At 51.1% G+C, this 8035-nt stretch carries 2 protein-coding genes, 1 tRNA gene and 3 rRNA genes; 2 read left to right on the top strand and 4 right to left on the bottom strand.

Annotation, left to right across the window (positions count from 1 at the left end):
- Position 1: 1 nt before the first annotated feature.
- The 4 genes from rrf to NC996_RS05355 form a co-directional block, all read right to left on the bottom strand.
- A 5S ribosomal RNA gene (gene rrf, locus NC996_RS05370) occupies positions 2-119 on the bottom strand.
- 60 nt (positions 120-179) lie between these two features.
- Positions 180-3067 (bottom strand): 23S ribosomal RNA (locus tag NC996_RS05365).
- 271 nt (positions 3068-3338) lie between these two features.
- Positions 3339-3412, bottom strand: a tRNA-Ile gene (locus NC996_RS05360).
- Positions 3413-3521: 109 nt separating this feature from the next.
- Positions 3522-5012 (bottom strand): 16S ribosomal RNA (locus NC996_RS05355).
- Together the 16S, 23S and 5S rRNA genes with 1 tRNA gene alongside form the textbook arrangement of a ribosomal RNA operon.
- Positions 5013-5349: 337 nt before the next feature.
- Here NC996_RS05355 and nadC point away from each other — a divergent pair.
- Both nadC and argS read left to right on the top strand, forming a co-directional pair.
- Positions 5350-6279, top strand: a complete 930-nt coding sequence (nadC, locus tag NC996_RS05350; protein ID WP_190688585.1) for a carboxylating nicotinate-nucleotide diphosphorylase — start codon at positions 5350-5352, stop codon at positions 6277-6279.
- The gene (argS, locus tag NC996_RS05345; RefSeq protein WP_190688562.1) at positions 6263-8020 is read left to right on the top strand and encodes an arginine--tRNA ligase; all 1758 of its coding nucleotides are present in this window, start codon (positions 6263-6265) and stop codon (positions 8018-8020) included. Before nadC ends, argS begins: the two co-directional genes overlap by 17 nt.
- The last annotated feature ends 15 nt before the right edge of the window (positions 8021-8035 follow it).

Genomic DNA, 8035 nt, shown 5'->3' with positions numbered 1-8035 from the left:
AACCTGGCACTGAGCTATTTTCCCAGGCAGTCACCCACCGAGTATCTTCGCCGCAGTTGCGTTTCACCTCCGAGTTCGGGATGGAGTCGGTGTGGTTCCACAACGCTAGTAGCACCAGGAAAGAATGTGAGGATGAACCCTCAATACTGCATAGTAACGTTAGTTTAGTTTTAGGAGTTGAGGTCAAGCCCTCGGTCTATTAGGACGCTTCGGCTGCATACATTGCTGCACTTCCACCTGGCGCCTATTTACAGGTGTTCTTCCTGTGACCTTACTGGATTATTTCCATGAGAGCACTCATCTTGAGGTGGGCTTCCCACTTAGATGCTTTCAGCGGTTATCCGCTCCGCACTTGGCTACCCAGCGTTTACCGTTGGCACGATAACTGGTACACCAGCGGTGCGTCCCTCCCGGTCCTCTCGTACTAAGGAGGGATCCTCTCAATGCTCTTACGCCTGCACCGGATATGGACCGAACTGTCTCACGACGTTCTGAACCCAGCTCACGTACCGCTTTAATGGGCGAACAGCCCAACCCTTGGGACGTACTTCCGCCCCAGGTTGCGATGAGCCGACATCGAGGTGCCAAACCTCCCCGTCGATGTGAACTCTTGGGGGAGATCAGCCTGTTATCCCTAGAGTAACTTTTATCCGTTGAGCGACGGCCCTTCCACGCGGTGCCGTCGGATCACTAAGGCCGACTTTCGTCCCTGCTTGAGTTGTAGCTCTTGCAGTCAAGCTCCCTTTTGCCTTTACACTCGCCGCCTGGTTTCCAACCAGGCTGAGGGAACCTTTGCGCGCCTCCGTTACCTTTTAGGAGGCGACCGCCCCAGTCAAACTGCCCACCTGAAACTGTTCCTCGCCCCGATTCAGGGGTCAAGGTTAGAATTCTAGCCTCGCCAGAGTGGTATCTCACCGTTGGCTCCATACCCCCCACAAGGGGTACTTCAACGCCTCCCACCTATCCTGCGCAAGCGAAGCCCGAACACCATTCCAGGCTACAGTAAAGCTTCATAGGGTCTTTCTGTCCTGGTGCAGGCAGTCCGTATCTTCACAGACATTCCTATTTCGCCGAGCCTCTCTCCGAGACAGCATCCAGATCGTTACGCCTTTCGTGCGGGTCGGAACTTACCCGACAAGGAATTTCGCTACCTTAGGACCGTTATAGTTACGGCCGCCGTTCACCGGGGCTTCAGTCGCCAGCTTCGGCTTGCGCCTAACCGACTTCTTTAACCTTCCGGCACTGGGCAGGCGTCAGCCCCCATACATCGTCTTGCGACTTAGCGGAGACCTGTGTTTTTGGTAAACAGTCGCCTGGATCTCTTCACTGCGACCTTCATTTCTGAAGGCACCCCTTCTCCCGAAGTTACGGGGTCATTTTGCCGAGTTCCTTAGAGAGAGTTATCTCGCGCCCCTTGGTATTCTCAACCTCCCCACCTGTGTCGGTTTCGGGTACAGGCGGTAATTGTTTATGGTGTTTAGAGCTTTTCTTGGAAGCTTGACTGATACCACTTCCCCCCCGTAGGGGGTCGTACTCGCGCCTTAGCTCGGGCCGTTTTCTCCGTCCCTCATCACCTCGAACGCTTGAACCGGTAACCAACATCCGGCTGGCTCTTGCCTTCTCCGTCCCTCTGCACCAACAATTACTGGTACGGGATTGTTGACCCGTTGTCCATCGACTACGCATTTCTGCCTCGCCTTAGGCCCTGACTAACCCTCCGCGGACGAGCCTTCCGGAGGAACCCTTGGGGTTTCGGGGCATTGGATTCTCACCAATGTTTGCGCTACTCAAGCCGACATTCTCACTTCCGTTTCGTCCACACCTGCTTGTCGCTAGTGCTTCTCACTACTGCGGAACGCTCCCCTACCGATACTTTATATATCCCACAGCTTCGGCATGTCACTTAGCCCCGTTCATTTTCGGCGCAGGAGCGCTTGACCAGTGAGCTATTACGCACTCTTTCAAGGATGGCTGCTTCTAGGCAAACCTCCTGGTTGTCTTTGCACTCCCACCTCCTTAATCACTTAGTGACCATTTGGGGGCCTTAGCTGGTGGTCTGGGCTGTTTCCCTCTTGACGATGAAGCTTATCCCCCACCGTCTCACTGGCTGTGTGTGCATCTGGTATTCTGAGTTTGTCTCGATTTGGTACCGCTCTCGCAGCCCGCACCGAAACAGTGCTTTACCCCCAGACTATAATCACAACCGCTGCGCCTCAACACATTTCGGGGAGAACCAGCTAGCTCCGGGTTCGATTGGCATTTCACCCCTAACCACACCTCATCCGCTGATTTTTCAACATCAGTCGGTTCGGACCTCCACTTGGTGTTACCCAAGCTTCATCCTGGACATGGTTAGATCACCCGGGTTCGGGTCTATAAACAGTGACTTATCGCCCTTTTCAGACTCGCTTTCGCTTTGGCTTGAGCATTGAATGCTTTGACCTGCCACTGCTTATAAGTCGCCGGCTCATTCTTCAACAGGCACACGGTCACTCGTTCAATCGAGCTTCCATTGCTTGTAAGCTTACGGTTTCACGTTCTATTTCACTCCCCTTCCGGGGTTCTTTTCACCTTTCCCTCGCGGTACTGGTTCGCTATTGGTCACACAGTAGTATTTAGCCTTACCGAGTGGTCTCGGCTGATTCACACGGGATTTCACGTGCCCCGTGCTACTCGGGATTCAGCTAGGGCTTTTGAAGCTTTCGACTACAGGACTTTTACCTTCTCTGGTGCAGTTTTCAGTTGCTTTGTCTAACTTCTCGAGTCCCACGTTGCTGTCCCACTACCCCACCAAGCATGCTTGATGGTTTAGGCTCTTCCCGTTTCGCTCACCACTACTCAGGGAATCTCTTTTGATTTCTTTTCCTCCAGCTACTAAGATGTTTCAGTTCACTGGGTTGGCTCTTTACTGCCTATGGATTCAGCAGTTAGTTCTTTGGGGTTGCCCCATTCGGATATCTCCGGCTCATTGCTTGCTTCCAGCTCCCCGGAGCGTTTCGTCGGTCGCCACGTCCTTCATCGCCTCTGTGTGCCGAGGGATCCACCATAAGCTCTTTGTAGCTTGACCACATTCTCTTGCTTGGATGATACGGACGCCTTCTTTGATTGGACGTCTCGTTTTTTCCTGCTTTTTAACGTTACTATGCAGTTTTCAAGGTTCTTTGGCTGGAATTAGAGTCCAGCAGTCTCTCTGAGGCTTTTCGAGTTTCAGAGTCGATGCTGACTTCTTTTTCCGGTTTTCGGTTTTGACTTGCTCGGGTGATAGATATGCCCCTCAACCGGGCTTCCCAACTCAAGCTTTACCCTCTTACTTGTCAAGCAATCAGCTTGACTTTAGGTGGGCCATCCTGGACTCGAACCAGGGACCTCACCCTTATCAGGGGTGCGCTCTAACCACCTGAGCTAATAGCCCATGAACCGGAACCGTAATAGTTTGAAAGCTTTTGATGACACGACCTCGACGACCTGGGATGACCTTCTGTGACCGACTTCATCGGTTTTCAGAGGTTTGGTCTCCCTTAAAAGGAGGTGATCCAGCCACACCTTCCGGTACGGCTACCTTGTTACGACTTCACCCCAGTCATCAGCCCTGCCTTCGGCGTCCCCCTCCTTTGCAGGTTAGGGTAACGACTTCGGGCGTGGCCAACTCCCATGGTGTGACGGGCGGTGTGTACAAGGCCCGGGAACGGATTCACCGCCGTATGCTGACCGGCGATTACTAGCGATTCCGCCTTCACGCAGGCGAGTTGCAGCCTGCGATCTGAACTGAGCCACGGTTTATGGGATTTGCTTGTCATTGCTAACTTGCTGCCCTTTGTCCGTAGCATTGTAGTACGTGTGTAGCCCAGGACGTAAGGGGCATGCTGACTTGACGTCATCCCCACCTTCCTCCGGTTTGTCACCGGCAGTCTCCCTAAAGTGCCCAACTTAATGATGGCAACTAAGGACGAGGGTTGCGCTCGTTGCGGGACTTAACCCAACATCTCACGACACGAGCTGACGACAGCCATGCACCACCTGTGTTCCGGTTCCCGAAGGCACCCTTCTGTTTCCAGAAGGTTCCGGACATGTCAAGTCCTGGTAAGGTTCTTCGCGTTGCATCGAATTAAACCACATACTCCACCGCTTGTGCGGGCCCCCGTCAATTCCTTTGAGTTTCACACTTGCGTGCGTACTCCCCAGGCGGGATACTTAACGCGTTAGCTACGGCGCGGCCCGGGTCGATACAGGCCACACCTAGTATCCATCGTTTACGGCTAGGACTACTGGGGTATCTAATCCCATTCGCTCCCCTAGCTTTCGTCCCTCAGTGTCAGTTGCAGTCCAGCAGAGCGCTTTCGCCACCGGTGTTCTTCCCAATCTCTACGCATTTCACCGCTACACTGGGAATTCCCTCTACCCCTACTGCACTCTAGCCGTTCAGTTTCCACCGCCTTTCCAGGGTTAAGCCCCGGTCTTTAACGGCAGACTTGAACAGCCACCTACGGACGCTTTACGCCCAATTATTCCGGATAACGCTTGCATCCTCCGTATTACCGCGGCTGCTGGCACGGAGTTAGCCGATGCTGATTCCTCAGGTACCGTCATTTTGTTCTTCCCTGAGAAAAGGGGTTTACAATCCAAGAACCTTCCTCCCCCACGCGGTCTTGCTCCGTCAGGCTTTCGCCCATTGCGGAAAATTCCCCACTGCTGCCTCCCGTAGGAGTCTGGGCCGTGTCTCAGTCCCAGTGTGGCTGATCGTCCTCTCAGACCAGCTACCGATCGTCGCCTTGGTAAGCTTTTACCTTACCAACTAGCTAATCGGACGCGAGCTCATCTTCAGGCTATAAATATTTCACCTCTCGGCACATCCGGTCTTAGCAGTCGTTTCCAACTGTTATCCCCGTCCTGAAGGCAGATTCTCACGCGTTACTCACCCGTCCGCCACTAGAATCCGAAGATTCCCGTTCGACTTGCATGTGTTAAGCAGACCGCCAGCGTTCATCCTGAGCCAGGATCAAACTCTCCATTGTGTTAAGTGAGTTTGTTTTTTTGGCTATTGGAAACTATTAGTTTCCTACCGACTTCGTCTGGGTGATTGAAGTTTCCTCCAATTCACCTGATTTTTTTGACGAGGTACTTGTGTTTACTTGGCTTTCAAACTATTATTTTTTCTAGGTTCGGTGCGCTTCGGTGTCGCTTCACTTTCGCTTGCTCTCCCGACCGCTTTATTAATGTAGCAACCACGAACCGCTTCTGTCAACTGTTTTGAAAAACTTTTTTGGAAAACTCTCAAAAGCTCCAAGGGCGCAGCTTTTGGGCTAAGTTGGTTGGGCAAGCTTTTAGAAAAATTAGGGGAAAACTGAAGTGGTGAGTCCCAGGGCTGTTCTACCTCCCTCGATCGTATTAGACCCGATGTTACGCAGCTGGTTGTTGGAGGATGTCGGTCGCGGCGATCGCTCGAGTCAAGGTTTGTTAGGCAACAAAGTACGTGTGGGGCAAGCTGAGTGGACTGCTAAGGAGGCAGGAATCATTACCGGATTGCCGATAGCTAGTCGGATATTCCAACTGTTGAACGATAGAGTCAGTTTTGTTGCTGTTGTCGCTGAGGGGGAACAGTGCCAGCGAGGACAGTTGGTTGCTCGCGTTGATGGCTCGCTCGAGGCTCTGCTGCTCGGAGAACGAGTTGCTTTAAACCTAGCTATGCGTTTGAGTGGGATTGCTACACTCACCCGTAAGTATGTTGAGCAAATTGCGGATTTGCCAGCTCAATTGGTGGATACTCGCAAAACGACTCCGGGGCTGAGAATTTTAGAAAAGTACGCGACACAGGTGGGGGGAGCGATGAACCACCGAATGGGGTTAGATGATGCTGTGATGATCAAGGATAATCACATTGCTGTGGCTGGAGGGATTGGCAAGGCGATCGCTTGTATTCGCTCCCAAATGCCCTATCCATTGACTATAGAAGTAGAAACCGAAACCCTAGATCAAGTGAAAGAAGCCTTACAGCACGGCGCTGATATCATCATGCTGGACAATATGCCGCTGGAGATGATGCGGCAGGCAGTGCAGATAATCCGCCATAGCAATGACCGGATCAAGATTGAAGCATCGGGCAACATTACTCTAGAAACTATTCGTGCTGTGGCTGAAACTGGCGTAGACTACATTTCCAGTAGTGCCCCGATTACTCGCTCAACATGGCTCGATTTGAGTATGAACATAGACGTTAGTACGATGGAGGAGAGAAGTACGCTGCCTGAGGTTTCGGCAAAACCCAATGAACTCTACCCTTGAACAACTTAAAAATAGATTTGAGCAGGCTTTAGTTGCCGCTTTCGGCAGTGACTATGCTGGGGTAGACCCAATGTTAGTGCCTGCTAGCAATGCCAAGTTTGGCGATTATCAGTCTAATGTGGCAATGTCTTTAACTAAAAAGTTGAGTCAGCCGCCACGAGCGATCGCCCAAAAAATCGTTGAGTATATAGATGTCACCGATTTCTGTCGTCCGCCAGAAATTGCGGGTCCTGGTTTTATCAATTTCACCCTGAAACCAGAATATTTGGAAGCGCAGCTAAGTGCTATTCAGGCAGATTCCCGATTGGGTGTCAGCAAGGCAAAACATCCCCAGCGGGTAGTGGTGGATTTTTCTAGCCCTAATATTGCTAAAGAGATGCACGTTGGGCACTTGCGTTCAACGATCATTGGAGATTGCATTGCCCGAACTTTGGAATTTCAAAATCACGATGTTTTGCGCCTGAATCATGTAGGCGACTGGGGAACCCAGTTTGGAATGCTAATTGCCTACTTGAGAGAAGTTTGTCCAGAAGCTTTGACAACTGCTAATGCGATAGATTTGGGCGACTTAGTGGCTTTCTACCGCAAAGCAAAACAGCGGTTTGATGAGGATGAGAAGTTTCAACAAACGGCCCGACAAGAAGTTGTCAAGTTGCAAGCGGGTGACGAAGAGTCTCGGCGGGCATGGCAGCTGTTGTGCGAACAGTCTCGGCGCGAGTTTCAGATTATCTACGAGCGACTTGATGTCTATCTGACAGAACGAGGTGAATCTTTCTATAACCCTTTGCTAGCAGGAGTGGTGGAAGACCTCGCCCAGATGGGCTTGCTAGTGGAAAACAATGGGGCTAAATGCGTATTTCTGGAAGGGTTTACCAACAAAGAAGGTGAACCTTTGCCCATGATTGTCCAAAAGTCTGATGGAGGTTATAACTACGCCACTACTGATTTGGCAGCCTTACGCTACCGAATTGAACAAGATCGAGCCGAGCGGATAATCTACGTTACAGATGCTGGACAAGCCAATCACTTTACTCAGGTGTTTCAGGTAGCGCAACGGGCTGGCTGGATTCCAGAAAATTTAGAGTTGGTACACGTCCCCTTTGGGTTGGTGCTGGGGGAAGATGGAAAGAAAATAAAAACTCGTTTTGGAGAAGCGGTACGGTTGCGGGATTTGCTGGATGAAGCGATCGCGCGTGCCCGTGCTGATTTAGAAACCAGACTCAAAGAAGAAGGTCGCGAGGAAACAGAAGAGTTCATCACCCATGTTGCTAAAGTGATTGGCATGAGTGCGGTTAAGTACGCCGACCTGAGCCAAAACCGCACTAGCAACTACGTCTTTAGCTATGACAAGATGTTGTCTCTCCAAGGCAATACCGCACCTTACCTGCTTTATGCCTATGTACGAGTACAGGGAATTAGCCGCAAAGGCGATATTGACTTTGAGCAGTTGGGAATGAATGCCAAAATTCTGTTGCAGGAAGAAACCGAATTGGTGTTAGCAAAGCATTTACTACAACTAAGCGAAGTTCTCAGTGACGTTGAGCAAAATTTACTACCCAATCGCCTTTGTCAATATTTATTTGAACTGAGCCAAAAGTTTAATCAGTTCTATGACCAGTGTCAGGTGCTTAAAGCGGAGGAACCAGTGCGGACATCTCGTTTGGTTTTGTGCAATCTAACAGCGCGAACTTTGAAGTTAGGATTATCCCTACTTGGCATTTCCGTGCTAGAGCGTATGTAGACAGGGTGGAAGCGA

Source organism: Trichocoleus sp. ST-U2, assembly GCF_039961875.1.
In the GTDB taxonomy this organism is placed as follows: domain Bacteria; phylum Cyanobacteriota; class Cyanobacteriia; order Cyanobacteriales; family FACHB-T130; genus FACHB-T130.
The sequence above is the reverse complement of the archived record's forward strand: the minus strand, read 5'-3'. Positions and strand labels throughout refer to the sequence as shown.

Excerpts from the sequence above, each read along its gene's own strand:
- argS (WP_190688562.1), top strand. The coding sequence starts at position 6,263 with ATGAACTCTACCCTTGAACAACTTAAAAATAGATTTGAGCAGGCTTTA.